Origin of the sequence: Nostoc sp., assembly GCF_036917375.1 — a bacterium.
GTDB lineage: Bacteria > Cyanobacteriota > Cyanobacteriia > Cyanobacteriales > Nostocaceae > Nostoc.
This window is the reverse complement of sequence record NZ_JBALDN010000063.1, coordinates 95,111-121,197: the sequence shown is the minus strand read 5'-3', so window position 1 is coordinate 121,197 and position 26,087 is coordinate 95,111. Positions and strand designations below refer to the sequence as shown.

Genomic DNA, 26,087 nt, shown 5'->3' with positions numbered 1-26,087 from the left:
AACATCAGTCTTCTCCTGTAAACTACAGTCTCGTCGTTAAGGTTGCTGCCCCTTTAAGACTTCATTTAGAAATATCCATGAAACTAACTCAAATTTAACCAGAAATATTCAAAATGTTAAGTTTTATTACAAAGAGCAAATTTTTAATGCATACTGTTATAAGTTATGTGTAGATTTTGTTAATCAGTAATTATGCGTAAAACAAATACAATAAGACAACTTTATATTCAAAGCTGAATTAGTATAAATAAATATGCTAGAGTAATTTCTGAGGTGAGAGAAATCATTCTATACCTTTAAGAAGTGAAACTCTCCAAGATATGTGCGATATACACAATTAATTCATGTCGATGTATTGATAACCTCAAAAATTATAATATTTTTATTGCGCTTACTTGCTTGATATCATTAACATCAGCGTTTTCGTTTAACTACTAAATCTAAATTGACCAACAACTCCTTTTTTCATTAACATTAATTTTTACATACTAAAATGTGATTATAGAGTGCAATCAAACCTAAGTATCTCGGTAGTAAAACAGCACTAAAACCGACCGGAAAAATGCTTTTGTTCGAGAACTTAAAGTTACTCCCAAAAAAATGGTTAAGATTTAAGAATAAAAAGTCAAGCTTTCTTTGTAAATAAAAATAGTGAGATACGCAAATTGTCTTGTATACCTAAGCTCCTATCAAATTTTACCTACACCAACTGTTCTTAACTATGAGTAATCAAAGCATTACAACAAATAAATTCAGCGAAGTACCTTTAGATTTACGTGCATCGACATTTGTCACGGTACGTAAGGGTTCGTGGTGGTTGAGATTAACAACATTATTCTTAGTAGACTGTACTCTTTTATTTCTAGCTTGGATTTTAGCCGCATATCAATCTACTTATGAACACTTTACTTGGTATATACCAAGTCATTATTTCCCGATTTTAACAGCTATTGGAATTCAAATAGGATCGCTAGCTGTTGAAGGTATTTATCGAGAAGGTCAAAAACGTTATGACTATTTCAATATTATCAAATCGCTAACTTTTGCTCATGGATTAATCCTTTTAGTTAGTTTTTTGTATAAACCAGTTGTTGATATAACACGTCCAAAATTAATATTATTACCTTTGTTGCTAAGTATATTTTTTATTTGTACTGGTAGGTATGCTGTAAATATTACTCTTGAATATCTACGCAAGCAAAAAAAAATAGTTCGTTCTTCTGTTTTCATTATTTGCGATCCTCAAGATCGCGAGCAGATTGCAAGTTTTATAAAAAAAGAAAAGCATTATATTATATCTGGAACGGCGAATGCCAATTCACTAGACAGATATCAGCGTCAGCAAACATTGACTCAGCTTAATCAGCTAGGAGTGACAGAGGTTTTTATATCTTGGGATGCGCTAAAAAATAGAATGTTTTTGTGCTGGTTATTTCAAGCATCTGGGATACAAGTACATATTTTACCGATGGAATTAAAACCAATTTATAAAAACGTACAATTCAACAAAATAGGGGGAATGCCTTGTCTAAGTTTGGATTGTCCGATAATTACAGGTAAAGATTTTTGGATAAAGCGTAGCTGTGATTTTTGTTTTGCGACTTTATTTGTAATGTTATTATTCCCCATTTATATAGCTATAGCTATAGCTATAAAACTTGACTCTCCAGGCACAGTGTTCTATAAACAAACGCGTATAGGTTTGCATGGTCAACAGTTTAAAGTATGGAAATTCAGAACAATGAGGTCTGATGCGGAAAAGTTACAGAAAGAATTAGAAGCTTTAAATGAAACAAAAGATGGAATTATCTTTAAAATTAAAGATGATCCTCGCATTACCCGTGTTGGAAAATTTCTCCGTCGTTACAGTTTAGACGAATTACCTCAACTTTTTAACGTTATCTTTGGAGAAATGAGTATAGTAGGACCTCGCCCTTTACCTACCAGAGATGTTGAAAAGTTTTCTGAACATCATTTTATTCGACATGAAATTCTACCTGGTATTACCGGTCTTTGGCAAGTTTCAGGTCGCTCAAATATTTTAGATTTTGAACAAGTGATTCATCTCGATATTAGCTATATCGAAAATTGGTCGCTTGGGTTGGACTTTGAAATTCTTCTTAAAACAGTTATGGTGGTTTTGAACAAAGATGGTGCTTACTAACATAAAGAAAATCCATCGCTGTTAAGCTATGATTAGAAAATTGACTTTCCGTATCAACCAATAAATTTATTGCAGTTTTCAGTTTAATTTGCGGCGGATTAAATTTAGATTTTTCTACATTAGACTGAGTAATTAGTTACTTGTTTTGCATGAGGACGCTCTAGAAAAATCTATAAGGATATATCCGATAAAATCATGGTGATTCAAAATGAAAGAATTAAGCTGAACTAAGAATTATAAGAATGGTAGAAAAGTACAAATTCATAAGTAATTCCTTTTCAATGATACTCAATCGGTTAGCACAAAGTGTTACAGCCTTTGTGTTAACCGCTTCGATTGCTCGCACTCTAGGAGCTGAGGCTTTAGGGCAGTATCTACTAGCATATAGCTACTATTTTATTTTTGTAGGCATTGCTTCACAAGGGCTAAAAACATTGTTTACTAGAGAACTAGCTCGTGAGCCACAAAAAACAGCAGTCTATTTAATGAGTGGTACTTGCTTACAGCTAATATTTAGTTTTTTCAGTTATGGGGCATTGGTGATTGTAGTCTTTTTACTTCCCTATAGTGCAAAAACCTCGACTGTTTGTTACATAATGGGTTTAACAATCATCCCCTTTGCGCTTTCTAATATTACAGAGGCAATTTTTCAAGCGAAAGAAAAGATGCATCTGATTGCGATCGCTACAGTGCCAGTTTATATTTTACGCCTAATAATGATGATTTGGGCGATGCAACTAAAATATGGAATTGAATATTTGAGTGCAATCCTAGTTTTTTCTGAAACACTAATTTGGGTAATTGAATGGATTTTTATCGCTCGTTTAGTAAAAATAAAATGGCAAATCGATCGGAATTTTGTTTTTAATACAATCAAAAATGCACGCACATTTTTTGCTATTGAAGCAATAGCTGTAGTAATTGGCAGAATTCAAATACTGATCCTTTCATTATTAGGAAATGAGTTTTTAGTAGGTTTATTTGGCGGAATAACACAATTATTACAACCCTTTATGATTATTGCTAACAGTATGAGTTTAGCAATATTTCCAAGACTTTCAAAAGCAGTAGAGCAAGGAAAGGAAAAGCAGAAGCAGATAGCTGAAAATATTATCGAAATCCTACTAATAATTGCATTACCCTTATTTATTGGGATCTTATTGTTTGGCAAAGATTTATTAGTTTTTCTCTATAATGCTAGCTTTGCCGAAGCAAATATAGCTCTTACGATCAGCGCTGCGTCACTCATTTTTTTGCCGTTTACACGTTCACTGAGTTATTTACTTGTAGCCAATGGTTTCGAGATAGTGAACCTACGTGAAGTAGTTATTACCAGTACATTAGGGAGCTTAGGAGGTGTGATATTAGTTTCGCACTATCAGTTACTAGGTGCAGCTTTAATGGCATTATTCATGACTATTTCCGGGTTTACCCAGTATATTTATTTCACTTATACTCGCCTATTTTCATTAAATTTATGGCGAATTATTCGCCGACCATTAATAATAACTATTGTAATGTTACCTGTATTAATATTATTACAAAAACTTAGCTTAGACTTTATATTAACTCTAATTATTGCAACTTTTATTTATACTTTATTTGTGATTTATTTAGGTATTCGTGCATTTGGAGGGTTTCGCTTTTTATGGTTAAAACTAGTAAGATCGCAGTAATTCGTTTCCAATAAATTATTATCATTAACTCATAAAAACTGATGAAATAAATAATTTAAGAGGGAGGGTATAATTTAAATTATGATTAAAGTTGCTTTATTACATTTTAGCTTTGAAGATTACACCATCGAATTAGCAAACAGCCTGGTTAAACATGTTGATTTAACACTAATTCACCCGGAAAATGTCTCAAATGTCTGTAGCAATGTTCTAGATCCCAGTATTCGCGTAATTAGCTTTAAAAAACCACGGATTCGCGACCCGCGAAACCTATTGTCAATGTACGCCATGATGCGTATTATCAAAGACATACAGCCGGATGTCTTGCATGTACAAGAAACCAACGATCCTTGGTATGATTGGACTTTGTTACTTAACAAAATGCCGCCATTGGTGACAACTATCCACGACATATTCCGTCACCCAGGAGATAGGATGGCTGTATTCGGTTCAGAGTATACCAGGCGTATTGCCTTCTATCGTTCCCAACAATTGATTGTCCATACTCATCAACTAAAAAAGATTCTAACTGAACAATTTCGCATACCTCAAGAGCGAGTCAATGTTTTACCGCATGGGGAACTTGGTAGTTTGTATCAGCGTCGGGGTAGGCGGAATAGTCAGACTCGCGAGCCAAATACATTACTATTCTTTGGACGCATCTGGCCCTACAAAGGATTGAAATATTTACTTCAGGCTATGCCTTTAATTGCTGAACGGATACCTGAAGTCAAGCTGATTATCGCTGGACGGGGAGAAAACATAAAGCAATATTTCCCTAATGGTTATGATGAGAAACGCTACGAAATTATCAATGACTTTATTCCCCTTGAAGAAGTAAGTAATCTATTTCAACGCAGTACGGTAACAGTTCTACCATACATAGAAGCCTCTCAAAGTGGTGTAGCAGCCTTATCTTATGGGATGGGAACCTTAGTTGTAGCCTCTGAAGTAGGGGGATTAAGTGAGATAATTCAGCATAAAAAAGATGGGTTGTTAGTCCCACCTGGTGATGTCCAATCTTTAGCTGATGCCATTATTTATTTGTTAAGCGATCGCGATTTGCAACAAAGTATGCGAACTGCGGCATTAGCTCGTTGTCAAGAAGATTTAAATTGGTCAAATATTGCCGCTCAAACAGCTCAAGTTTATTATAAAGAACTGAATATGCAAAATAAATATTAGTTTAACTATTATGAGGAAAATACTAATTTTTGCTGAACAGGGATTCACAATTGCGAGCTTACTGATGTATTCAGGGGCAATCTTTGTTCTCATACTGTCAGGAGGAGCAGGACAGAGTGATTTAGTAGAATATGATAGCTCTGCGATCCGGGTTATTTTTTCTTTAATCTACGCAGTTACAGTAGCACTACTAGTTTTACGTTGGAAGAAAACTCTTTATTTACTTAGTAAAGACTTTTTGCTTTATTTTTTAATTTTATTGGCAGCTATTTCTATTCTTTGGTCTTTTGAACCATCAACAACATTAAAAAATAGTTTTTCCCTGATTAATTCCAGTTTATTTGGACTATATTTTGCTTCGCGATATAGCTTAAAACAGCAGTTACATTTACTCGCTTGTAACTTTGCAATTATTATAATACTCAGTTTTGTTTTTGCCATAGCTTTGCCTAAATACGGAATACAAAGCGATTTGGATGGTTCAAAGTGGCGTGGAGTATTCACGCACAAAAACGGTCTGGGAGCAAGAATGGTAACAAGTAGTATGACTTTTTTTATACTTGGTTATCAAACTCAAAGACGTAGTTGGCTTTTCTGGGCAGGGTTTGGCTTGTCAATACTACTCTTACGGCTTTCTGCTTCCGGTTCATCTTTAGTTAACCTATTAATCATAATATTGACATTTTTTGCTTTTCAAATTTGGCGTTGGTCTTACCAGTTCATGGTACCAACCCTAATAATGATAGCTACTATCAGCCAAAGCTTATATTTTTGGTTCTCTAGTAACGCGAATGTCCTGTTCAATGCAATTGGTAAAGATGCGACGCTGACGGGTCGAACAGAGTTGTGGCCATTAGTAATTGATAAGATTTGGAAACATCCTTGGCTTGGGTATGGTTATGGTGGATTCTGGCAAGGATGGAATGGCGAATCTGCCGATATTTGGCTTGCAGCTGCATGGACACCAAACCACCCCCATAATGGCTATCTGGCTCTTTGCCTAGATTTGGGTCTTTTAGGGTTAGCAGTATTCTTTTTAGGATTTTGGCGCAGTTATCTGCAAGGATTTGCTTGGGTGCGTAGTCATAAAACAGCATTTGATATTTGGCCACTTATACATATGACATTTATAGTCTTATCTAGTCTCACTGAGTCTAACTTGATGGAATCAAATAGTTTGACTTGGATACTTTATGTGGCAGCATGTCTCTCAGTCAGAATGTAAAGATGAAGTAAAAACCAGATGATTAATCAATAGAACTGTGACCAGCTAGTAACTGCAACAGTGATATCTATTATGATGTAGATATGCATATTTATTGTTCAACCCAGTTTCGCCAAGTTATGACTATAGGTTACATAAATAAGGTATATTTTAGACTTGACAAGTGAGTGTTTTTCTAAAGTAACGTTTCACATTTCCCCTGCCTATCACCCATAAATTAATGGTTTCGACCATTCTGCCAAGTGAGTGAATAATTACTTACGACACTAATTAAAAGTTGAAATTATTATGGCATCACCGAAGAAAGTACTAATTATCGTTGAAAATCTTCCAGTTCCCTTTGATAGACGGGTATGGATGGAAGCAACTACTTTGCAAAAAGCTGGGTATGAAGTTAGCGTAATTTCACCTACAGGTAATGGCTTTGATAAAGATTATGAAATTATTGAACAGATTCACATTTACCGTCATCCTCTACCACCGGAAGAAAGTTCTGTCATTGGCTATCTCCGAGAGTACAGTTGGGCAATTAACTGGCAATTCCGTCTAGCTCAAAGGGTATGGCGAGAGCGTGGTTTTGATGTCATACATATTTGTAATCCACCCGATTTACTTTTCTTGGTAGCAGCATGGTTCAAATTATTTCATGGTATATCTATCATCTTCGATCATCATGACCTCAGTCCGGAAATGTATGAAGCTAAGTATCGGCGGCGCGATATTTTTTATCATGGATTACGCTGGGCTGAACGCTTGACCTATGCCACAGCAGACATGGTAATTTCAACGAACGAGTCACACCGAGAGGTAGCTCTTAAGCGTGGGCACAAGAAACCAGAGAAAGTATTTGTAGTTCGTAGTGCGCCAGACCTTTCGCGCTTTCGCCGAATGCCTCCAAATCCTAATTACCGTAGAGGTAGAAACTATTTGATAGGTTACATGGGTGTCATGGGAGAACCAGAGGGTATTGATTATCTCTTAAGAATGGTATATTACATTGTCCACAAAAAAAATCGCTCTGATATTCACTTTATGCTAATTGGTAGTGGTCCTATGGCAGAAAAGCTCAAGGACTTATCTAAAGAGTTAGAAGTGAATGAGTTTGTAGAATTTACAGGTTTTAAGCAAGGTGAAGAACTTTTAGAGCGGCTTTCCAGCTGCGACGTGTGTGTAGAACCTTCTCCAACATCTGCTTATAACGAAAACTGCACCATGAATAAAATCCTTGAATACATGGCAATGGGAAAAGCAATTGTCCAGTTTGATTTACGAGAGGGAAGACGTTCTGCACAAGAAGCATCTCTTTATGCCAAGCCTAACGACGAGGTAGAATTTGCCGAGAAAATTTTGGAACTTTTAGATTCTCCTGAACGCAGACAAAAGATCGGAGCTGAGGGGCGACGCAGAATGGAGGAGATTCTTGAATGGCAATATCAAGCTCCAAAACTGTTAGATGCTTACGATAAAGTTTGGCAAAGTAGATAACTACTTTAACTTTAACTTTCAGAATTACTATATTAAGTAAGTGAGTTGAGTAATGAATAGATGTTTATGGTCAAAAATTACAAACTGACTAAAGATTAAGTTTTTTACTTGACTTTGAAATTTTTTTTTTAGCTAAGAGAGTTGATATGACAAGGAATATAGCCGTATAATACCCAAGTAAAAAATTCAAGTCAAATCTTTGATAACCCCGAAATAAATTTGAATGAATATTAGTGGGTGATGGCTAATGCAAAAACTTTTAATTGAACGTCCTGTTACTAAAGGGTTGATTTATGGGAAGGCAGTTATAGTTAGGACGTAGTTAACTCACCTCAAATCCCAAAAACAACAAAGGTTTTGCTCAATCAAGGTACATACACCACCGTTGCACACACATTTGTACTCAATGGGGACTAAATTTTTCACTTCTTAAATATCTACTACAATACATTTCATTTAAGCACTTCTTGCTTCTTTTCTTTGCGTCTTTGGCGGTTCGTTAAAAAAAGGATTTCGATAAAGACGATAAAGAGTTAGGCTTTAACTGAACCGTATTCGTCTATACTATATTTTATATTGTAAAATTATACATAATCAAGATTGTAAATTGCACTGGTTTGTGGCTGTTATAAGTCAATTTTGAGTTTCCTGCTTAAGACCTGTACTTTGGAAGATTTATGTCAGAAAAATCTATGGAATCTAGAGAATCTATTGATTTAGACCTTAATCGTTACTTATTGATATTGAAACGCTGGTGGTTGCCTGCTTTCAGTATATTTGTGGCGACAGTTATTCTGAGTGCGATATCTACACAATTTCTGAAGCCAGACTATGAAGCAGAAGGAAAACTGTTATTCAGGATTCCCAGTTTTAAAGTAGCAGGCAATAATCTTTACCCTGATACCTCTGAAGGAGGAGAAGGAGGAGATTTGAAACCATTGGTAGCAACTCAAAATCCCATAAGCAGTCAGATAGAAGTTATTTCTTCCCCAGCTTTATTACAACGGACAATAGATAAACTACAACTCAAAGACAACGAAGGTGAACCTTTGGAGGTGAAAGAACTACTAAAAGCCCTGAACCTAAAAATTGTTGGTGGGACAGATGTATTGCGTATTACTTATAAAAGTCACAATCCTGAAGAAGCAGCAGCAGTAGTCAACACAATTATGAGGTTTTATTTAGAAAATGATATTCTGACAAATCGCTCTGAGGCAGGAGCGACTCGTCAGTTTATGGCCAAGCAACTTCCTACAACTCAAGCTGCTGTTAATAATGCAGAAGTAGCGCTACGTATATTTAAACAAAAGCATCAGATTGCAGATTTATCCGAAGAGACAAGGTCAGCTGTTGCGACTATTGGAAATCTAGACAATGAGATGAATACTGTCAAGGCTCAACTCAATGAGGTAAATGCCCAAACCAATGAACTGCGGAAGAAAGTAGAGCTAAATTCTCAGGAAGCGATCGCTGTAAGTGCCCTAAGTCAGTCACCAGCAGTACAGGGAATTCTTACACAACTCCAAGAGACCGATCGGCAGCTAGCGGTTGAGCGCAGCCGTTTTCTAGATGACAACCCTATAATTATTAACCTAGAAGCAAAAAAAGCAAATTTAAAATCTCTCCTGCAACAGCAAGTTGGTCAGACTATTGGCAATCAAACACAAGTTCCCCAGAACCTATTGCAGATTGGAGAACTCAGACAAAGCCTGATACAAAACTTTCTGCAATCAGAAATACAACGTTTTGGTTTAACTCAAAGACTCTCCTCTCTATATAATTCTCGTGCCAGCTACGAACAGCGGGTGAAACTCATACCGCAGTTGGCACAAAACCAGCGGGAGTTAGAACGGAAAGTTGAAGTTGCAGAATCAACCTATCAAACTCTATTGAAAAAGGTTCAAGAGCTACAGTTAGTTGAAAATACAAATACACCTAGTTCCCGGATTATTGCTCAGGCTTTAGTGCCCGAAGATCCTACATTAACTAAAACAATAATTGTTTTAGTGCTAGGAGTCATGTTCGGTTTATTTTTTGCCACCACAACTGTACTCTTTCTCGCGATGAGAGATAGATCTCTAAAAACACTTAAAGAAATTAGAGATGTATTTGGATATACTTTGCTAGGAATTGTTCCTTTATCTGTTAAAAAGCTTCGTTCCCGTGATTCAAATGCAGAATCAACATTTCAAACAGTTGCAGTCAGGGATACTCCTCACTCTTTAACCAGTGAAATGTACCGAATGATTCAAGCAAATCTGAAATTTTTAAGTTCAGATAATTTGCTCAAAACCATTGTGATAACTAGTGCAATTCCTAAAGAAGGCAAGTCTACAGTTTCAGCTAATTTAGCAGCAGCGATCGCTCAACTAGGACGCCGAGTTTTACTAATCGATGCAGATATGCGAATTCCTTCTCAACATCATCTCTGGCAACTAACCAATGAAGTTGGTTTGAGTGAGGTTCTTGTAGGACAGGCTGAATTTGACATTGCCCTATCTAAGGTAATGGACAACCTTGATGTTTTAACTGCTGGAGTTAGACCTCCCAACCCACTTGCTTTGCTTGACTCAAAACGGATGGCATCACTCATTGAGAGTTTCTCATCTCAGTATAAATATGATTTTGTGATTATTGATGCCCCACCACTACTTTTAGCAGCCGATGCTTTGACTTTAAGCCAAATGACTGATGGTATTTTGTTAGTAGCCCGACCTGGTGTAATTGATTCCAACAGTGCTAATGCTGCTCAAGAGATATTAGAAAGATCCAATTACAACGTTCTAGGTTTAGTTGTCAATGGAGTAATTGATAAAAATGAATCTAGTAGTTATCGATATCATTCTCACGAATATTATAAACCAAGAGAGTTGACAAAAGAGCTTAAGGGACTGGCGAAGAAATAAAGCTTCTAAAAAATTATTTTAGGAGTTACATCAAGTCCGGATAAATATTTATTAATAAAGACTGGCGCAAATACGCAAGAAGTTTTAAATAATAAGTAATTAACCGGACTGAGAATTATTTATATAGCGCTCCTAAATCGGATAAGGTTTCTCTTACCAGCATAGGAAAAGCTATATTAGCTTGACTTTATCCATTTTTGCCGCAAGGCGAACGCCTAAGGCTCTTGCTGGGTTTCTTCAATTGGGTTGTAGATAAAAGCTATGTATCAATAATAACTTTATAATACAACCCAATGCCATACTATTAACCACTACCGATTTTCGTATGCTCCTCTGTCAGGTGCATTACCGGACACACGAGGATTGCCTAGAAAATCGGTTTTCAAACTATTCCACTTTAAACCACTATTAATTGCCGGACTTGTTGATTTCAATCTAAAGTCACCAGCCGAGGCATTAACAAACTGTGGATCTGCAATCATATCGTCAGATCCTGTAATCTTGATCGTCGAATTATTGCGATAAACATTGTAGTTATAATTGACGTTGACGTTTTTCATATTGCTATTCGCAGCATTACCAGGGGAAGGATACATAATGTTATTGAAAATTTTGACATCATACGAATAACCTGCATAAATTTCGCCCTTCCCCTTTTTTTTAACATCTGAACTTTGCTGATTCAAATATGCCGTGTTGTTGATAATATCGATATGCTGACTATCATGGGCATGAATACCTGAACCGCCATTATTGTAGGTAAGATTGTTCGCAACTAAAATCCGTCCTTTATATCCTTTTGAAACATCAACAATAATGCCATTACCGTCTGTGATCGTTCCGGCATCAATCCAAGGAACGTACATTCGATTGTTGTAGCTCCTGTTATTGGTCACAAATATCTTGTATCCCTGTTTGTTGTCAGAACTCCAATTATTAAGCATGGAAATGCCACTGCAACCATAAACTGTGTACCAAGCGTTATTGAAAACAGTGTTATTATCCACTTTCACATAATCAGCTTGGACTGCTGAGATACCTGCTCCTCCACAATCATGAACTTTGTTGTTTAAAATATTTATGTGATGAGAACGGCCTTTGTTTCCTCCTTCAATGCTTATGCAATTTCCGTTAGTAAGCGGATTTGATCTGTTATATTTCTGACTTAATGCATAATCACGGGTGATGTTAGCATTGTTCCCTATAACCTCTAGCCCGTCAATCTCGATGTATGAAGCTCCATTTGAAATTGAGATACCATTCCATGTATTGTGCTGAATTTTTGGAAAATGTCCAGGATATGCTTTATATTTAATCCATGCATTTGCAGTTCCAGAACGTCTAATACCTAGTACAGCACCGTTTTTGGGCCCATTCTTGTATTGCCCGTTCATAATAAGTACCGTGTCGCCAGGATTAGTAAGGTTTGCTGCTCTTTGAAGTGTTCTAAAAGCGGATGAGGTAGAGAGTCCGCTATTTCTGTCGTTTCCGTTACCACTAACATAGTATGTTGTCCCAGTTGAAATACCACTAATCAGCTTGCGGTTAGGTAGTGGTATTTCCTGAATAGTGGATGGCTGAGGAACATCTTTAAAGAAAGACTCTGTTATTCTCTGTCCTTGAACCAGACCTGTTAATGCCCAGGGAAGTACAAGAGATGCGCTCAAACTGAGAAAACCGAAACCATGAATCATCATAGGGAAAAATAGGGTATGTTGCAAAAACTCAATCGTTAACGGTTAGTAACTCTAGCCTTAGTTAATAACCCAGTATTGGATACGGTCGTATCACTGCCACTTGTAAGTTTATACACGGTTTTATAGGTTTAAACCTGCGCATTTTCGCGTAAATATGGCTGAACCACCTTTTGAGCCTGTGTTCCAAAAAATTGCAAACATCTGATAAAATCACTGAATCAAAAATATCAGTATCCAGAGTTACCCTATTCATGAACACCAAGCAACCGTACAAATGGCGTCATTTCCAATTCGACATCATTCTACTGTGTATACGCGGTATCTGTGGTTAAAATAGTATATCTGTCATCAATTAGTTAATTTACTTAAATAATTCTTATGATAATAAGAATCACTGGATGACTAAAAATCAGTGATGAACTAGTATTTACGAAATCTGCTTTCTAAAATATTCTCATTATCATAAGAAATCCGAGTACCTACAATAAAGATTTCAAAAGCCTATCAATGCACATTATGAATTTACAGTGAGAGTTTTAAAGTTTACAGTGTTTTTCTATGAGTAATATTACTTAAAATTATTATAATGACGGATATATAAAATATATAACAGTGGTCAGATAGCTTAGAACATTGGCAAATCAGAAGAGAATGGCTGTCAGAGTATTTATAGCAGACTTGTCTTAACCAGAATCGCAGCATTTATAAAACGCAATTTGGAAGAAGCAATGTCTTGTGAAACGTTTGTTATGTGTAACTTGCTTTTGATTAAAGGATAGTGCAATTTGAGGGACGAAGAGGGTTGGCTAACGTCCCCAATTTGCATCTATCTTTTAAACTAAAGTCCGAATAAGTTCAAAAGATTAAAGATAACACCTAAAGGTCCAGTTATGGTGTTGACGGTATCGCCAGTCTTAGCTGAACCAGATCGGTTGACTACTACAACGTCATTATTGCGGAGTATAGGATTAGTTTGCTCATTAATCCCAGCGGAGAAATCTACTTTTACTATACGTTTAGTGACAGAACCATTAGGGTTGAGGCGAATCAAATCAACAGCACTACTACTAGCTCTGGCATCATTAAATCCGCCAGCAGCGAGTATAGCTTGATTTAAAGAGCTATTTGGTTGAACGTCTGTTAGACCTGGTTTTTTAACTTCGCCAACCACACCAACCTGAATCCGTGTAGGAGACAAAGTAGTGGTAGCTAATTGAGTCGCTTCTGCGGGGTTAATTTCAGTTGCCGTCGGAATAACAATCGTATCTCCGTCTTGCACAATGATGTCTTGATTGGCATCACCACTCTGTAACAGTTGCCAAAGATTAATATCTATAGATTGTTCTGAGCCAGTTCTTGTAGGTCGGCGTAGCTTGAGATTACGCACATCAGCTTGTGCTGTAATTCCGCCTGCTAATTGAATTACCCGTGTCACATTTGGTAAACCATTGGGAGTGGTAGTGCCACTGTTAGGGGTTGCGCCCCCCTGTGCATCTGTGTTGGCTGGGGTGACAAGATACGAACCGGGACGGTTAACTTCACCAATAATTGTTACTGTGCGGGGTGTGGTTTGACTGGCGGCAAAGTTGGATGCAAATATATTGCGAGATTCTGCTACGTTGAAGTTGGTTGCTGTTGGCACAACTATAGTGTCTCCATCCCGCAAGGTAATATCTTGCGATAACTTGCCTGTTTGAATGAGTTCTTTCAAATTGAGGGTGACAGCTTGTTCTGAAGAACGTCCTATTCTACGCCGTAATTGAACTTGAGTCACATCCGCAGCTAAAGTTACCCCCTGCGCTGTTGTTAATGCGGCTAAAACAGTGGGGTATTGTACGCCTGGATTGTTCCCGGCGCCTCCGCTCAAGCTTAGAGTGTAAGCTCCAGGACGTGTCACCTCTCCAGCAACGAAAATATTGATGGGACGAGGAGACAACAGATTGACTGAGATTAAGGGGCGTTTGAGGAAGCGAGCATATCTTCTCGCTATTTCGTCAGAAGCTTGTTCAGTTGTTAGCCCTAGTACCGATACACTGCCAATTAAGGGTAGGTTGATTGCTCCACCTGGGGGAATTTGGTATTCACCTGTATATTCAGGTACTTCAAATACATTTACACGGATGAGATCGCCGCCTCCTAATGAATAATTAGTATCTAATTGTGTTTGTGTAATTGGTGGTTGTGTTGTTGGTGGTAATGGTTGTCCCTGAGCTAGACTGGCAGATGACACAGCGGCATTGACAGCAGTTAACAAAGCCATACCTACAGCTGGCTGAATTAGGAATTTAGACAAACTTTTGTTAAGCATATTTACCTGAGACTCTGAAACTACAATCAATAAAGTACTGTCTAAACATTTTTATTTTGACTATACCTAAGTATTCATGTTCCCCGACACTCTTATTTTCCTAGAAAAGTGTGATTTTCCGGAGGAAATTTGTTTATTGAAGTTAAATTTTTAGTGAAGTTAGCTTAAAGTTAATGTTGCTTGAATAGAGCAATATCAAAAAATATAGGATTTACGCAAATAAACCCAGTTTCTACAAGAAATTGTCTGTTAGCTAACAATAGACTTCTTGCAAAAGTGGGGGAAAAGGGGAAGGGGTAAAGGGTAAATAAACTCAAAATCCTTTCCCTTTAACCTTTTCCCTTTTCCCCAAGAATGCAAAAATACATTTTTGCAAGAGGTCTAATAAAGTAGCCATGAATAAATTTTTATTGTCAAAGTTAATTTGATGACATTTAAAATCTGCAATGAGTAGTAAGGGACTACTAAAATTAGGAACAAGTTCATTAAATAAATACAAATAACCTTGAAAAAATGTTGGAATTTTATTTTTTGTGGATTGCGTTGGCAAAGAGAACTCAAAAAGGCAGAATTTTGGGTTTTATTCTTCAAGCCAGTCGACAATTTACTATTTGGCAACAAGACTAATTCAAGGGGTTGTTTTTTGTTTGGATCTGTTGAATAAAAAATTCTTCTAGGGATTGACGTGACAAGTTAATGGCGATAATTTTACCTTCCATAAGACGAAGACTGGCAAGAAAATCATAGTAACCGTCTTGTAGTGTACCGTGCCAGGAACCATCAGGCTCAAATATGAGAGTGGGTATCCATTTTTGGAGAATTTCCCAGTCACCACCTTGACCTTTTACTTGATATGTGTTGTTTACGCCTAAGAGTTCATTGAGGGAACCAGAGCAAATTAGTTCACCTTGAGCGAGGATGGCAATGCGATCGCAAATCTGTTCTACTTCACTAAGAACGTGGCTGTTGAAAAAAATCGTCTTACCAGCAGCTTTGAGCGCCAAAATAATTTCTCGCATTTGGTAGCGTCCCACTGGATCGAGACCAGACATTGGTTCATCCAGAAAAACTAAATCTGGCTCATTAATTAGTGCCTGTGCCATCCCAACACGCTGTAGCATTCCTTTGGAATAGCGGCGCAGCAGCTTTTTACGAGCGTCGGCTTGCGATAAACCCACTAATTCCAGCAATTGGGGAATACGTTGGCGTTGGACACTTTGGGGAATTTGGAATAACCCAGCAGCAAGCTGTAAAAATTCCCAACCAGTGAGATAGTCATACAAATAGGGATTTTCTGGCAGATAGCCGATATGTTGCTTAACACTGCGATCGCCTATTGGTTTACCCAACAACGATCCTCGTCCAGAGGTGGGATGAATAATTCCCAGCAACAATTTTAAAAGGGTAGTTTTTCCAGCACCATTAGGCCCCAACAAACCAAAGGTTTCGCCTTTGTAAACCGTTAAAGAACAGTTTTTGAGAGATACGACTTTTTGATTTAGCCAAAAACCAGTACGATAGACTTTTCGCAACTCAGAAGTTAGGACTACTGGCGGAATGTCTGTCGTATTAAGTTGAGAATTAGGGTCATCTGCAACAGACTTCATCTCGGTTAAATCACTATTTATCAGCTTGGTATTAATTAAAAATTACCCGGTAGGCTGATAATAACCATCAACAACTCGTGTGTCAATTGGACTGGGGAAGAAGCAAGGGAGCAGAGGAGAAGAGAAGTTGTAGTAAGTTTTCTCCCCTTTGCACCTCTGCGTCTTTTCAATGCCCAATTTGACTCCTTTCATAGAACTCCCTTAGAACTGGGAATTAAGCCAGCACGTCGGGGGTCAATTTCCACTGCCTGCCGTGTTGCTCTTGCAAAGGCTTTGAATGTCGCTTCAATGATGTGATGGGAATTAATGCCATCCAATTGCCGAATGTGCAGTGTCATCTGGCTATGGTTCACCAAAGCCACAAAAAATTCTCGCACCAGTTGGGTGTCATAGGTTCCTACCCTCTGAGTAGGAATTTGCAAGCCGTAGCTGAGGTGAGGCCGTCCAGAAAAATCTAGCGCTACCTGCACTAAGGCTTCGTCCAATGGTGCAAGAAAATTACCAAAGCGGACAATACCTTTTCTGTCGCCTAGTGCTTGGTTAAAAGCTTGCCCTAAAGTAATGCCTACATCTTCGTTGGTGTGATGATCGTCAATTTCCCAGTCTCCCTTGGCTTGGACATCTATATCAATCAGCCCATGGGAGGCAATTTGATGCAACATGTGATCCAAAAACGGAATACCAGTTGCTGCTGTGCAAGTTCCTCTACCATCCAGGTTGATGGTAACTTGCACATTAGTTTCACCAGTGGTGCGGTGAACAGTGGCAATGCGAGGGGTTTCAGTTAAGCGATCGTAGTTGGAATTAACTTGGCGATTGGTTGTTTGCATGGGGAGTGAAAAGAGTTAGGAGTCAGAAGTTAGGAGTTAAAAATTCATAACTCAACTTCTAACTCCTAACTTTATCGCGTCACATTCCCATAATTTCATATCCTGCATCTACATAGAGAATTTGTCCGGTAATCCCACTGGACAAATCACTACACAAGAAAGCCGCAGCGTTGCCTACTTCTAACTGAGTGACGGTGCGTCGTAGGGGAGCTACTTCTTCTACATGATGAATCATATCCAAAATCCCACCCACTGCTGAAGATGCCAAAGTACGGATGGGGCCTGCGGAGATGGCATTCACGCGAATATTTTGCGGCCCTAGTTCAGCAGCTAGGTAACGCACACTCATTTCTAACCCCGCCTTGGCAACTCCCATAACGTTGTAGTTGGGGATTGCCCTAACACCACCTAAATATGTCAGGGTGACGATGCTACCTCCCTCTGTCATCAAAGGTTTGGCTGCACCACTTAACTGCACCAGCGAATAAGTACTAATTTCTAAGGCGGTGTTGAAGCCAGAACGAGAAGTTTGGCTAAAATCTCCACTTAAATCGTCTTTGCTGGCAAAGGCCAGACAATGGATGAGGATATCTAGCTTTCGCCACTGTTCGCGGATTGTCTCAAAAGTAGATTTAATTTGGTCTTCATCTTGGACATTACAGGGAAGAAATAAGCTGGGGTTAAGAGGTTCTACCAACTCCGCGACTTTTTTCTCCATCTTGCCACGTTCATCTGGCAGGTAGGTAATACCCAGGTTTGCTCCGGCTTTGTGCAGTTGTTGGGCTATCCCCCAGGCGATCGAGCGGTTATTGGCAATACCTGTAACAAGGGCATTTTTTCCAGTCAGATTTAGCATATAAATTGTTAATGCGATCGATCATTTAGGAGCATACTAGAATCTGAGGCACGTTTAGTCTTTGTTTTATACAGGATTGACAAAAATGAATATTGATAAGGGTGTTTACTGTGACAAAAATCTTGATTTTTTATAAAGATATTCTCAAGATATCTTTATTTGTTCTTCAAAAAACCTTTTGAATATAGCTATTGGAACTACTTATCAACAAGTTGTAGCTGAAAGGATCAACAATTATGTATCATTATAAACAAAGAGTTATGAAGAGATTAGTTTGAGTATAGGAAAGTACAGAAAGGTTGACGGTGCTTTATTCATTTTTCGGGTGTATTCTTAGGTAATCAGTTTTTGTTTTTCCGGCATTGGGTAGGGGAAGGGAGATGATCGTGACACAAGATAAAGCCCTAGCAAATGTTTTTCGTCAGATGGCGACCGGGGCGTTTCCGCCAGTTGTGGAAACGTTTGAACGCAATAAAACGATCTTTTTTCCTGGCGATCCTGCCGAACGAGTTTATTTTCTTTTGAAAGGTGCTGTTAAACTTTCCAGGGTGTATGAGGCAGGAGAGGAAATAACGGTAGCGTTGCTGCGGGAAAATAGTGTTTTTGGTGTATTGTCATTGCTGACAGGAAATAAGTCGGATCGGTTTTACCATGCGGTTGCATTTACTCCTGTGGAATTACTGTCGGCACCAATTGAACAGGTGGAGGTAGCACTCAAGGAAAATCCAGAATTATCAATGTTAATGCTGCGAGGTCTGTCTTCGCGAATTTTACAAACAGAGATGATGATTGAAACTCTCGCCCACCGAGATATGGGTTCTAGGTTGGTGAGTTTTTTGTTAATTCTTTGTCGGGATTTTGGCGTTCCTTGTGCAGATGGGATCACTATTGATTTGAAATTATCTCATCAAGCGATCGCAGAAGCAATTGGTTCAACTCGTGTTACCGTTACTAGGCTACTAGGAGATTTGCGTGAGAAAAAAATGATTTCTATCCACAAAAAGAAGATTACTGTGCATAAACCTGTTACCTTAAGTAGGCAGTTCACATAAAAACAATTGGAGAAAGGGGAATCGGCGCGTGTTCTATTTTGAAAAATGACACTAATAGCTAGAGGTAAATCTAAAATTGAATAATTTCAGCTATTGCCAATTTCCACTTCTTTCCAGACAATGCTTAAAAGTAGTAGGCTGTATCAGGAAGGATTTCGGTAGCTAAAGATGACCACCGGATACATCCTCATCGCAGCAATTTTGATTCTGGGAGGCGTAATTGCCACCGTGGGCGATCGCATCGGCACACGAGTTGGCAAAGCCCGCCTCTCACTTTTTAAGCTTCGTCCGAAAAATACTGCTGTACTAGTAACAATTTTTACTGGTGGTTTGATTTCAGCATCAACTCTAGGGATTTTATTCGCTGCTGACGAAGGCTTGCGAAAAGGAGTCTTTGAGTTAGAAGATATTCAAACAGACCTCAGACAGAAGCGGGAACAGCTAAAAACCGCAGAAACGCAGAAAAGTCAGGTAGAGGGCGAGCTAAACCAAGCAAGAATTGCCCAAGCAAAGGCACAACAAGACTTGCAGGCAATTAACCAATCCTTGCAGGCGGCAAATGCCAAACAGAGGGAAACGCAAGCCCAGCTAAACCGCACCATTAGTCAACAAGCCCAAACCCAAACTCAACTCCAACGCACTCAAGGTCAGCTAGATCGGGTTGTAACTCAATATCAAAAAGCCATAGCTGAATTGCAAAGCGTTTACGACCAGAGAAAGGAACTACAAGCGGCAGTTGAACTATTGAAGACAGAACGTCAAAGACTTTATGCAGAAGCGAAAAAAGCCATTGACGAAGCCAAAACAGCAATTGAAAAACGCGATCGCGAACTTGCTAACCGTCAAGAAGCCATAGAAGCGCGCGATCGAAAAATTGCCCAACTAGATCAACTAATTCAAAAACGTAATGTAGAAGTTGCAGCACGAGAGCAAGTGATTGCCAAACGGGAATCGCGCCTCAAAGAATTGGAAGCACAACAGGAGGAACTAGAACAGGAAGTTGCCAGGCTGGAAAAATATTATCAGTCCTACCGCGACCTGCGTTTGGGTAAGCTGGCCTTAGTTCGCGGTCAAGTTCTGTCTGCTGCTGTAATTCGTGTTACTCAACCTGCTGCTGCTCGTCAGGCAGTGGTACAACTCTTACAAGAAGCCAATCGCAATGCCAACCTCGAATTAAGCGAGCCTGGTGCAAATCCGGCGAATGTAGAGCTACTGCGCGTCACCCAGGATAGGGTCGATCAATTAAGCAAGCAGATTGAGGATGGTAAAGAATACGTTGTGCGAATTTTCTCGGCTGGTAATTACGTTAGGGGAGAAAAGCAGATAGAATTTTTCGCGGATACAGCCCAGAATCAACTGGTTTTTTCGGGAGGCGCGGTGTTAGCCACGACTACTGCTGATTCCAAAACCATGACATCTTATCAGTTACAGCAGCGGCTAGAAATACTAATTTCTGCCTCCCAATTTCGTGCCCGTAATGCTGGAATTGTCGAAAATGTGCAAGTAGAAGGGACTTTTCTGCGCTTTGTCACTCAATTAAGACAGTATAATCAACCCTTGGAGATCAAAGCGATCGCAGCAGAGGATACTTATACAGCCGGGCCATTGAGAGTAAAATTGGTGGCAATAGTTAACGGAAAAATTATTTTTAGTACTTAAAAAATTATTTGCACGCTGTTATTAGTAAGATTTAAACATATTGAACAGCAGCCAGAATAGTTGCTGTAGCTGCATTTTTGTTTAGCAGACACTACGCGTAGCAAGATCCCTATAAGGGTACATTTTTTATTTTTTATTTTTTATTTATTATGAATTTCCGTGAATTTTCAGCAACGCAACCAGTCATCTTGGGGTTCGATCCAGGTCGAGATAAGTGTGGTTTAGCGGTGATGGGACTGGATCGGCAACTGTATTATCATCAAGTCGTGCTAGCAAAAGAGGCGATCGCTAGCATTGAGACACTGCGCCAAAAGTTTCCGATCTCTTTGATGGTCATGGGCGACCAAACTACAGCCAAACAGTGGAGACAGAGATTATATCAAGAATTGACAGAACCGTTGAGTATTATTTTAGTGGATGAGCGCTACACAACTTTAGAAGCGCGCGATCGCTATTGGCAAATGTTCCCGCCCAAAGGGCTAATCAAGCTATTGCCACAGGGTCTACGACAGCCTCCAAGACCCATAGATGACATTGTTGCCATCCTCTTAATCGAAAGATACTTAAATCGCCTCACGGAATCAACACTAAGCAGTCAGGAGTGAAGACTTAGATGGTTAACTCCTAACTCCTGTACAGACGCGATTAATCGCGTCTCTCCTAACTTTTAAAGTTCCGCCCGAATCGTAAAAGCATAGTCTCCTCCAGGCTCTAGCTGATAATCTTGTTGCTCCAAAAATCGACCGAGGGGTTCTTTGATTAAGGCGCGGCCTTGGGAAGGCTTGACGGCAAGTTCTCCCCGGCGAAAATGCCACTGGAAATGCCACTCAAACTCACCCGCATTCACTTCGCCTTCTAGGAAGCCGTGTTGCCAGGATTGGCGGGTAATTCTGACATGGGCAATGGTTTCTGGCAGACGTTTTGCACTCACAATGCTTTATGTCAAGTGTGGAATAACAGCCGATGATGTAGGCTACTTATTTTATTTACCAAACATATCTTAATTAGACAAACTGACAAAGTGGGTATTTGTAGTTGACTAGGTTGTGTTTATAAGCAAGATGACTTCAGCATCCTGAAGTTGCGTCACCGATAGCGTAAGCAAGCTATGCGTAGCGTCTCCAAGAGTTGCGTTAGCGAGTTTTACTTCGAGGGCCATAGTTCGTCATAGAGATTGAAAAATAAATCAAACAAGAAATGCTAATTTTTTCGTTGCTTCTAGCGATCGCATTTCAACTACTGGTACATTTCAGGAATCGTTCTCTAGCTTAAATACCCAAATTAGCAGTGTCTAACATTCTAATCATAATTGTGTCGCTGAAAGTCTTTGTTGGGAACCTACAGTATATTTATGCCGCAAGATAGCTGTTTTTTGAATCTATATGTACTCCAAATGTTGGGCAAAAGTACCTGAAGTATACAATAAATTAAAAACTACAGATAAAAAGGTTTTGTGAATTACGCATAGACGCTTGTACAATCGGGCAATGCTATAAGAACACTTACGTCGAACATTAACGCCTAGAAAAACAGAGGGAATGTCTGGTGGAGTCTTCATAAGAAAGTAAACGAGCGGCTTTTTATAAGTTAGTAGCACTAAGTGCATTTTCATAAATAACTTTATATATTTTGGTATTTTATTTTTGTTTTGCTAACTAAATAATTTGTCAATAATGATTTAGATATAACTATTAGTTGTTACTATTCTTGTGATGCTCAATTCCCTAACTCAAGTAAGATGTGGCTCGGTCTTCAAATCGATATTATATTTCTTAAAGGTAATTTTCAGTTTACGTAATGAGGTAAGTAATGGCAATTCAATTAAAAGTTCCAGATATTAAAGGTGATGAGTGCGCCAAAAAAATAACTAAATCTATTCTGACTATGGAATCTGATGCCAAAGTAGATGTAAATGTTGATACTAAAACTGTAACTGTAGATGCTGCCGCTTCTGAAGAGTCAATTAAACAGATGGTTCAATCTGCTGGTTATACTATAGAGGGCTATTAATTATTTTCTCTAAATTTTCTAATAAATTTAGAGAAAATAATTAATAGCCAGCAGAATTACTTAATGATATTTACGTCCGTTTTCAGGGCGTAAATATTAATAAGTACTCTCTGTTCTACTAGGATGGCAAACGGATCTAAATATTAGTAAGCGTGAATAAAAATTAAATTCACCAAAACTGCAATCAAACATGACTTGAATAAAATTAAATACTAAATCTTATATTAGACCTCTTGCAAAAGTGCTTTTTGCAAGAGGGGGAAAAGGGTAAAGGTTAAAGGGGAAAGGGACAATACAGAACCTTTTCCCGACTTATGCAAGAAGTCTATTAGTAGTCATTATTAGGTAGAAGTTAGAGGTAACAACGGTTGTCTGTTAAATAATGTGGTATTCTCACACCTAGCAGAAAGAATAATTACACTCACGTATCCTCAAGTCTAAGTACTAGGGAGGATTTATGGTGAATAACTAACTGATAGATAATTGGTGCAGAAAGCTATAGCTAAAAGCATGGAAACCAAACAACTAGGAAAAACTGGTATCTTTGTAAGTGCGATTGGTTTGGGTGGTATGCCCATGTCAATTGCTAATCGTCCTCCTGAATCGGAATCAATCCAAGTTATTCATCGTGCCTTGGATTTGGGTATTACATTTATTGACACTGCCGATTCTTACTGTAAAGATGAGTCAGATAAGCACCACAATGAGCAGCTAATTCACAAAGCACTTAGTAGTTACAAAGGCGATGTTAGCCAAGTGATTGTAGCCACTAAGGGTGGGTTGATGCGTCCCAATGGCAACTGGACAAGCAACGGCAACCCAGAACATTTGCGCCAAACAATTCGAGCCAGTTTTGAGGCGTTGGGTGGTGCTAAACCCATCGATGTATGGCAGTACCATTCTCCCGATACTAATTACACCATTGAAGAATCTCTTACACCAGTTAAAGAAGCAGTAGAGGCTGGTTTGATCCGGTTTGTGGGAGTTTCTAACTTTTCCGTTGAACAAATTAAGCGGGCGCGGGATGTGGTGGATATTGTCTCAGTACAGAATCAATACAGTCCTTGGCAACGACAGCCAGAAAATGATGGCGTATTAAAATATTGCGAACAGCAAGGATTGACTTTTTTACCTTGGAGTCCGTTTGGTGGTAGGCGTCGCCATCAGGATTTGCAGGATATTTCTGCGATCGCTAAATTAGCTAAAGAAAAAGGCGTGTCGGTATATAATATCGTTCTAGCGTGGTTGCGTTCGAAATCGCCCGCTATTTTGCCTATTCCTGGTGCTAGCAAGGTTTCCAGCATTGAAGACTCAACACGTGCTATCAACGTGAAACTATCTGAGGAAGAAGTGCAAAAAATTGATCGGGCAACTTAATTATTTGGCGTTGCTAATTAAATGTATGGATCTGGTTAGAAAGACGTTGCTATGTAACGTTTTTACAAAGATTTTGAAATCATGCCAAATCATTTTCATATCTGAATTTAGCAACGCTAATTATTCTACTGGCTAATGTAGATGTAGTAGAACTTGCCTATAAAAACACATGATATTAGAAACACACCGCTTGCTAATGCGTGATTTTGTAGAGACAGACTGGCAGGCGGTTTTTACGTATCAATCCGACCCTTTGTACTTGCTTTATAACTACTGGACACAACGCACACAAAAAGATGTTTGCGAGTTTATCCAGATGTTTATCGATCAGCAAAAAGAGCAACCTCGGACTAAGTTTCAGTTAGCCGTTGTTCTCAAAGAAGAAAATCGGCTGATTGGCAATTGTGGTATCCGTGTAAACGATCCAGAAATGCGGGAAGCAAATATTGGCTATGAACTAAATACTCAATATTGGGGACAAGGTTATGCAACAGAAGCAGCACAGGCAATTTTAAAGTTTGGCTTTGAAGAATTGAGAATGCATCGTATCTGGTCTTGGTGTGTTTCAGAGAATGTTGCTTCTGTAAAGGTATTAGAAAAAATTGGTATGCGTCGTGAAGGTCATTTGCGGGAAAAAGAGTTAATCAAAGGCAGATGGTACGACAACTTTCTTTACGCTATCCTTGACCACGAATGGAAAGCAAAGTAATACTGCTTCTATGAGCTACCTCAGAGACAATATCATAAATTACTGAGAAATTGAGGGTAAGACAAGTTCAGAGGGTCACAGACATGACCAACACTATCCTCAATTTCCAAACAGCTACAGGACACGAAGTATTAGCAGCAGCGGGTAAAAAATATCTCCGTCCTGGTGGACGAATAGCCACCGAAAAATTATTTCAGTGGGCAAACTTTCAGCCTGGAGAGACAGTTTTAGAGCTAGGTTCTAGCTTTGGATATAGTGCGATCGCTTTAGCAAAAAGCTACCATGTCAAAGTAGTAGGCATTGAAAAAAATCCTCATAGTGTAGCTCGTGCGCGTACTAATATCTGTGCTGCTGGGTTAGAAAATCAAGTTGAAATTATTGAAGGTAATATTTTCAACCTAGAGGCAATTTCAGGAAAGTTTGATTATGTATTGGCAGAAGCCATTCTCACAATGCAATCCCCATTGGGAAAAGCGAAGATTTTAGCTGAAATTCATAATCGGCTCAAACCGGGAGGTAAATTTCTCTCCCATGAACTGTTAGCCACTGACAAAGAAGAACAAATTCGGGTTGACTTAGCACGAGTAATTCGAGTTAATTCTACGCCACTATCAGAATCCAACTGGATTACAGCTTTTGCAACAGCAGGATTGCAAGTAGAAAAATGCCAAACTGACTCAATGAATTTATTGAATTTAGGGCGGATATTTCAAGATGAAGGTTTTCTCAACACAACTCGAATTTTGTGGAATATCTTGACGCAAAGAAATATCCGCAACCGGGTTTTAGAAATTCACCAAGTTTTTCATAAATACCAACACGAATTAGGCTACATAGTTTTGTGTGCTGTTGCCCAGTAACGTACAGCAGAATTCAGAATGGGCTAGGTTCCGCTGCGCTAACAGCAGTAAAACATGCTTTATATCTGGGTAATAGACTTAGCTTGTGTCTTCTTTTCGATTCATCATCCCAAAATACTATGACCAATTTAATCGCAACTACTCCATCTTTCATTACTCAACTACGAGAACAAATTGAATATCCCAGTGCAGGAGTTTTCAGCAAAGTACTGGTGAAAGATAACGCTTGTCAATACACTTTATTTTGCCTAGCAGCTAACACTGATATTTCTGAGCATACCTCTATTCGGAATGCCACTATCAACGTAATTGAAGGCAGAGGTCTACTCACTTTATCTGGAGAAGATATTGTACTTGAACCTGGTGTTTTCGTTTTGTTGCTTGCTAACGCACCTCATGCCTTAAAAGCTGAAGAAAACCTGACATTCCTACTCACACTTTCTGAGAAAGTCACAGATAAAAATTAGTTAATTTTGGAGTC

20 protein-coding genes are annotated in these 26,087 nt (G+C 38.7%); 14 read left to right on the top strand and 6 right to left on the bottom strand.

What is annotated here, in order from left to right; genetic code table 11:
* Positions 1-721: 721 nt before the first annotated feature.
* From V7K45_RS17525 to V7K45_RS17500, 6 genes are all read left to right on the top strand, one after another.
* Positions 722-2,164 (top strand): sugar transferase, encoded by a 1,443-nt coding sequence (locus V7K45_RS17525; protein ID WP_335005534.1) that lies wholly within the window; start codon positions 722-724, stop codon positions 2,162-2,164.
* Between the two features lie 242 nt (positions 2,165-2,406).
* On the top strand, positions 2,407-3,840 hold the full coding sequence (locus V7K45_RS17520; protein ID WP_335005532.1) for an oligosaccharide flippase family protein: 1,434 nt from the start codon (positions 2,407-2,409) through the stop codon (positions 3,838-3,840).
* Positions 3,841-3,921: 81 nt separating this feature from the next.
* On the top strand, positions 3,922-5,025 hold the full coding sequence (locus V7K45_RS17515; protein ID WP_335005530.1) for a glycosyltransferase family 4 protein: 1,104 nt from the start codon (positions 3,922-3,924) through the stop codon (positions 5,023-5,025).
* 10 nt (positions 5,026-5,035) lie between these two features.
* On the top strand, positions 5,036-6,250 hold the full coding sequence (locus tag V7K45_RS17510; protein WP_335005528.1) for an O-antigen ligase family protein: 1,215 nt from the start codon (positions 5,036-5,038) through the stop codon (positions 6,248-6,250).
* Positions 6,251-6,538: 288 nt separating this feature from the next.
* Entirely contained in the window at positions 6,539-7,735 is a 1,197-nt protein-coding gene (locus V7K45_RS17505; protein WP_099102864.1) for a glycosyltransferase family 4 protein, read from the top strand.
* Between the two features lie 677 nt (positions 7,736-8,412).
* Entirely contained in the window at positions 8,413-10,641 is a 2,229-nt protein-coding gene (locus V7K45_RS17500) for a GumC family protein (RefSeq protein WP_335005525.1), read from the top strand.
* 311 nt (positions 10,642-10,952) lie between these two features.
* On the opposite strand, the gene V7K45_RS17495 is transcribed toward V7K45_RS17500, so the two are convergent.
* The 5 genes from V7K45_RS17495 to fabI form a co-directional block, all read right to left on the bottom strand.
* Complete coding sequence (locus V7K45_RS17495) at positions 10,953-12,362, bottom strand: right-handed parallel beta-helix repeat-containing protein (protein WP_335005523.1); 1,410 nt, start codon at positions 12,360-12,362, stop codon at positions 10,953-10,955.
* A gap of 814 nt (positions 12,363-13,176) precedes the next feature.
* Positions 13,177-14,646, bottom strand: coding sequence for an SLBB domain-containing protein (locus V7K45_RS17490; RefSeq protein WP_335005521.1), 1,470 nt, complete (start codon positions 14,644-14,646; stop codon positions 13,177-13,179).
* 623 nt (positions 14,647-15,269) lie between these two features.
* Positions 15,270-16,253 carry an ABC transporter ATP-binding protein gene (locus V7K45_RS17485; RefSeq protein WP_335005519.1) on the bottom strand — a complete coding sequence of 328 codons (984 nt, stop codon included), beginning with the start codon at positions 16,251-16,253 and terminating at the stop codon, positions 15,270-15,272.
* Positions 16,254-16,441: 188 nt separating this feature from the next.
* A complete protein-coding gene (gene hisB / locus V7K45_RS17480) occupies positions 16,442-17,083 on the bottom strand; it encodes an imidazoleglycerol-phosphate dehydratase HisB (RefSeq protein ID WP_335005517.1) in 642 nt (213 codons plus the stop codon).
* 79 nt (positions 17,084-17,162) lie between these two features.
* Positions 17,163-17,939, bottom strand: coding sequence for an enoyl-ACP reductase FabI (fabI, locus tag V7K45_RS17475; protein ID WP_335005515.1), 777 nt, complete (start codon positions 17,937-17,939; stop codon positions 17,163-17,165).
* 380 nt (positions 17,940-18,319) lie between these two features.
* Here fabI and ntcA point away from each other — a divergent pair, with 380 nt between their 5' ends.
* The 3 genes from ntcA to V7K45_RS17460 all read left to right on the top strand — a co-directional run bounded on the left by ntcA (position 18,320) and on the right by V7K45_RS17460 (position 21,255).
* A complete protein-coding gene (gene ntcA, locus V7K45_RS17470; RefSeq protein WP_292854711.1) occupies positions 18,320-18,991 on the top strand; it encodes a global nitrogen regulator NtcA in 672 nt (223 codons plus the stop codon).
* A gap of 168 nt (positions 18,992-19,159) precedes the next feature.
* Positions 19,160-20,650: a DUF3084 domain-containing protein gene (locus V7K45_RS17465; protein WP_335005513.1), complete on the top strand. Its 1,491-nt coding sequence runs from the start codon at positions 19,160-19,162 to the stop codon at positions 20,648-20,650.
* Between the two features lie 149 nt (positions 20,651-20,799).
* Complete coding sequence (locus V7K45_RS17460; RefSeq protein WP_335005511.1) at positions 20,800-21,255, top strand: pre-16S rRNA-processing nuclease YqgF; 456 nt, start codon at positions 20,800-20,802, stop codon at positions 21,253-21,255.
* Positions 21,256-21,317: 62 nt separating this feature from the next.
* Here the strand turns inward: V7K45_RS17460 and V7K45_RS17455 are convergent, their stop codons facing one another.
* The gene (locus V7K45_RS17455; RefSeq protein WP_118171445.1) at positions 21,318-21,581 is read right to left on the bottom strand and encodes a DUF3146 family protein; all 264 of its coding nucleotides are present in this window, start codon (positions 21,579-21,581) and stop codon (positions 21,318-21,320) included.
* Positions 21,582-22,459: 878 nt separating this feature from the next.
* Between V7K45_RS17455 and V7K45_RS17450 the strand changes: the two genes are divergently transcribed.
* The 5 genes from V7K45_RS17450 to V7K45_RS17430 all read left to right on the top strand — a co-directional run bounded on the left by V7K45_RS17450 (position 22,460) and on the right by V7K45_RS17430 (position 26,073).
* Positions 22,460-22,660, top strand: a complete 201-nt coding sequence (locus V7K45_RS17450) for a heavy-metal-associated domain-containing protein (RefSeq protein ID WP_099104264.1) — start codon at positions 22,460-22,462, stop codon at positions 22,658-22,660.
* Between the two features lie 510 nt (positions 22,661-23,170).
* Positions 23,171-24,037: an aldo/keto reductase gene (locus tag V7K45_RS17445; protein WP_335005509.1), complete on the top strand. Its 867-nt coding sequence runs from the start codon at positions 23,171-23,173 to the stop codon at positions 24,035-24,037.
* Positions 24,038-24,206: 169 nt separating this feature from the next.
* Positions 24,207-24,746: a GNAT family N-acetyltransferase gene (locus tag V7K45_RS17440; protein ID WP_335005507.1), complete on the top strand. Its 540-nt coding sequence runs from the start codon at positions 24,207-24,209 to the stop codon at positions 24,744-24,746.
* Positions 24,747-24,829: 83 nt separating this feature from the next.
* The gene (locus tag V7K45_RS17435; RefSeq protein WP_335005505.1) at positions 24,830-25,606 is read left to right on the top strand and encodes an SAM-dependent methyltransferase; all 777 of its coding nucleotides are present in this window, start codon (positions 24,830-24,832) and stop codon (positions 25,604-25,606) included.
* A gap of 119 nt (positions 25,607-25,725) precedes the next feature.
* Positions 25,726-26,073, top strand: a complete 348-nt coding sequence (locus tag V7K45_RS17430) for a cupin domain-containing protein (RefSeq protein ID WP_335005503.1) — start codon at positions 25,726-25,728, stop codon at positions 26,071-26,073.
* The last annotated feature ends 14 nt before the right edge of the window (positions 26,074-26,087 follow it).

Coding starts and splice junctions, on each gene's coding strand:
- V7K45_RS17490 (WP_335005521.1), bottom strand. CDS start 14,646: ATGCTTAACAAAAGTTTGTCTAAATTCCTAATTCAGCCAGCTGTAGGT.
- V7K45_RS17460 (WP_335005511.1), top strand. CDS start 20,800: ATGAATTTCCGTGAATTTTCAGCAACGCAACCAGTCATCTTGGGGTTC.
- V7K45_RS17435 (WP_335005505.1), top strand. CDS start 24,830: ATGACCAACACTATCCTCAATTTCCAAACAGCTACAGGACACGAAGTA.
- V7K45_RS17485 (WP_335005519.1), bottom strand. CDS start 16,253: ATGAAGTCTGTTGCAGATGACCCTAATTCTCAACTTAATACGACAGAC.
- V7K45_RS17445 (WP_335005509.1), top strand. CDS start 23,171: ATGGAAACCAAACAACTAGGAAAAACTGGTATCTTTGTAAGTGCGATT.
- V7K45_RS17430 (WP_335005503.1), top strand. CDS start 25,726: ATGACCAATTTAATCGCAACTACTCCATCTTTCATTACTCAACTACGA.
- V7K45_RS17515 (WP_335005530.1), top strand. CDS start 3,922: ATGATTAAAGTTGCTTTATTACATTTTAGCTTTGAAGATTACACCATC.
- ntcA (WP_292854711.1), top strand. CDS start 18,320: ATGATCGTGACACAAGATAAAGCCCTAGCAAATGTTTTTCGTCAGATG.
- hisB (WP_335005517.1), bottom strand. CDS start 17,083: ATGCAAACAACCAATCGCCAAGTTAATTCCAACTACGATCGCTTAACT.
- V7K45_RS17440 (WP_335005507.1), top strand. CDS start 24,207: ATGATATTAGAAACACACCGCTTGCTAATGCGTGATTTTGTAGAGACA.
- V7K45_RS17510 (WP_335005528.1), top strand. CDS start 5,036: ATGAGGAAAATACTAATTTTTGCTGAACAGGGATTCACAATTGCGAGC.
- V7K45_RS17520 (WP_335005532.1), top strand. CDS start 2,407: ATGGTAGAAAAGTACAAATTCATAAGTAATTCCTTTTCAATGATACTC.
- V7K45_RS17500 (WP_335005525.1), top strand. CDS start 8,413: ATGTCAGAAAAATCTATGGAATCTAGAGAATCTATTGATTTAGACCTT.
- V7K45_RS17450 (WP_099104264.1), top strand. CDS start 22,460: ATGGCAATTCAATTAAAAGTTCCAGATATTAAAGGTGATGAGTGCGCC.
- V7K45_RS17505 (WP_099102864.1), top strand. CDS start 6,539: ATGGCATCACCGAAGAAAGTACTAATTATCGTTGAAAATCTTCCAGTT.
- V7K45_RS17525 (WP_335005534.1), top strand. CDS start 722: ATGAGTAATCAAAGCATTACAACAAATAAATTCAGCGAAGTACCTTTA.
- V7K45_RS17465 (WP_335005513.1), top strand. CDS start 19,160: ATGACCACCGGATACATCCTCATCGCAGCAATTTTGATTCTGGGAGGC.
- fabI (WP_335005515.1), bottom strand. CDS start 17,939: ATGCTAAATCTGACTGGAAAAAATGCCCTTGTTACAGGTATTGCCAAT.